This is a genomic window from Methylotenera sp., assembly GCF_030653755.1.
Classification (GTDB): Bacteria; Pseudomonadota; Gammaproteobacteria; order Burkholderiales; family Methylophilaceae; genus Methylotenera.
Window position 1 is genome coordinate 1 of sequence record NZ_JAURYU010000016.1, and the last position, 2137, is coordinate 2137.

Here is a 2137-nt window from a genome sequence, read left to right on the forward strand (position 1 = left end):
AATCCACCACTTAACCAATCATTCACCTTTACATCCGCACCTAATCTTCCACGTACACGTAAACGATCACGATCTTCTGTAGTGTTTTGTATCTCAGCATAACGATTTGTATTTATCTTATGCACATCAGGCAAAGCATTACTTTCAGAGTACGCGTTATTTTCAAAACGTAAACGCATGTCACCATAAAAACTAATTCTGTCCAGCCAGCTTGGCATACCCAGACGTTCACCTGCTTTATAATTAAGCTTAGCCATCACCTCTTTTTTAATTTCTTCGCGCATTTCTTTTTTGATGTGTTCTGGAACATATTGTACGCGCACAGATTTTTCATCTACCACGGCGTTTTCTTCCAACACTCTATCTGCCTTAGCTTGCTTTGCCTGCCTTGCGGCATCTTGGCTTGCTTTTTTAACAATAGCATCAGCTTTATCTTTATTCAGCACACCTTCTTGAACCAACAACTCAATCAGATTATTGGTCGTTGCTCTTAATTGTTCTAATGATTCACGCTCATCGGCACTGGCCTTGCCAATATTTGCACTTAAGCCTACAAATAGCGACATAGCCAACATCAGTTTAGCGTTATTTTTTAACTTGGCGCTGCTTGGTAATAGCTTATTCTTCAACATATTCAATCTCTCAAATTTCTAAATATCAAAATTTAACAACTTAATATCAATTCAAATTACCCCATTTTTCGCGCTGTAATACGCAATTTAATGGGTTGAGGCATACCTTCAGGCGGCACTTCACGCATAGCTGGCATAGAATCTAAGGCTACTTTAACTGCCTGCTGAATATCTGGCTCTGCATCAGAGCCAGACCACTCTAACTTTTCAATTTCTCCACTTGGTTTCAACCAAACACTTACTATCAATTTATATTGGCTTTCTTTTAGCCTTTTATCTCTGTCCAACGCATCTTGAATCTGATTTTTCAAAACACCTGCATACCAGTTAAACTTGGCTCCGCCATCCGAGCCTATCGTTTTCACTTCGCCGCCCTTGTATTCATTATTTACGGCACCTGCAGCAAAAGGACTCGGTCCATCACCTGCAGCACCTTCCATCTTAAGTTGCTCTGCTGGTGGCGCTTCTGCAGGCTTGGGCTGTTCCATTTTTATTTCTTTTGGCTGCTCTTTAAGTTGCTCTTTTGGCGGCTCTTTCGGTGGGGGTGGTGGCGGTGGTGGCGTATCAGGAATCAATTTAATCGTCGTCACCTGTTTTTTCATTGGTGCACCGCCAGACATTAAGCTTTTAATACCGTAGCCAATTCCAGCTAATACCAGCAACACCACTGAGGCAGTTACCAGCCGTTTTAGCCAGATTGCCGTTTGCGACTCATTATCATCTTCATCCAAATCAGCGTCGTGAGTTGTGTTATAAGCCGCTTGCATTAGGTGCCTATCCGCCCAGTGACCAATCCGACATTTTCAATTTCCAGGCGATTAACCAAATCAATCACGCCTATCACACCAGCATATGGCGCTTTTGCATCACCCTTAATCATCAAATTAAACTTAGGGTCTGCAGCTTTGGCACTCATTAATTGAGTTTCAAGCTCAGCCATACTGACACCTGCACCATTAATCGTCACCCCGCCGCTTTGCTGTACCTGTACAATTTTTACATCATGTTTCTCTGTGCTGGGCTTACTGGATGGTTTAGGCAAATTCACAGTAAGGCCCTGCACACCTGCGGTAGTCATTAGAATAAAAATTACAAGCAGTACATACGCCAAATCTAACATAGGCGTAATATTGATGGTGTCATAGGGCTGCGCGTCGTTTTGTACCTGCATGCTATCCTGCCAATTTTTTGGTCACTAAACCAACTTCGGTAATATCCAGCTTTTTACAAATATCCAGAACCTCCGATATTTTTTCATAATGCGCAGCGGCATCGCCCTTTAGCACCACTGGTAACTCTGGGTTGCCACTTTTATATTCACTCAAACGTTGCTCCAATGTTGCCATGTCTACAGGGTATGCATCCAGATAAACTGAGCCGTCACTGGTTATCGTAATAGCCCTGGTTTGCGGCTTTGCCAAGCTGACAATATTGATGGTTTTAGGCATATCCACTTTAACGCCCTGTACCGATGCAGTAGTCATAATGATAAATATCACCAATAA

The 2137-nt window shown here is 42.5% G+C and carries 4 protein-coding genes; all 4 read right to left on the minus strand.

Translation table 11 applies throughout. The features are described 5' to 3' along the window. A partial coding sequence (locus Q7U33_RS03360) for a putative porin (RefSeq protein WP_304858173.1) occupies positions 1-632 on the minus strand: 632 nt, incomplete at its 3' end. Positions 633-688: 56 nt separating this feature from the next. Then, on the minus strand, positions 689-1399 hold the full coding sequence (locus Q7U33_RS03365; RefSeq protein WP_304858174.1) for a TonB C-terminal domain-containing protein: 711 nt from the start codon (positions 1397-1399) through the stop codon (positions 689-691). Continuing rightward, entirely contained in the window at positions 1399-1803 is a 405-nt protein-coding gene (locus Q7U33_RS03370) for a biopolymer transporter ExbD (RefSeq protein ID WP_304858175.1), read from the minus strand. Before Q7U33_RS03370 ends, Q7U33_RS03365 begins: the two co-directional genes overlap by 1 nt. A 1-nt stretch (position 1804) precedes the next feature. Next, positions 1805-2137: biopolymer transporter ExbD (locus Q7U33_RS03375; RefSeq protein WP_304858176.1), on the minus strand; the 333-nt coding region annotated here is incomplete at its 5' end.

What these genes read in the sequence shown, in the direction of transcription:
- Q7U33_RS03365 (WP_304858174.1), bottom strand. Translation starts at nt 1,399, where the DNA reads ATGCAAGCGGCTTATAACACAACTCACGACGCTGATTTGGATGAAGAT.
- Q7U33_RS03370 (WP_304858175.1), bottom strand. Translation starts at nt 1,803, where the DNA reads ATGCAGGTACAAAACGACGCGCAGCCCTATGACACCATCAATATTACG.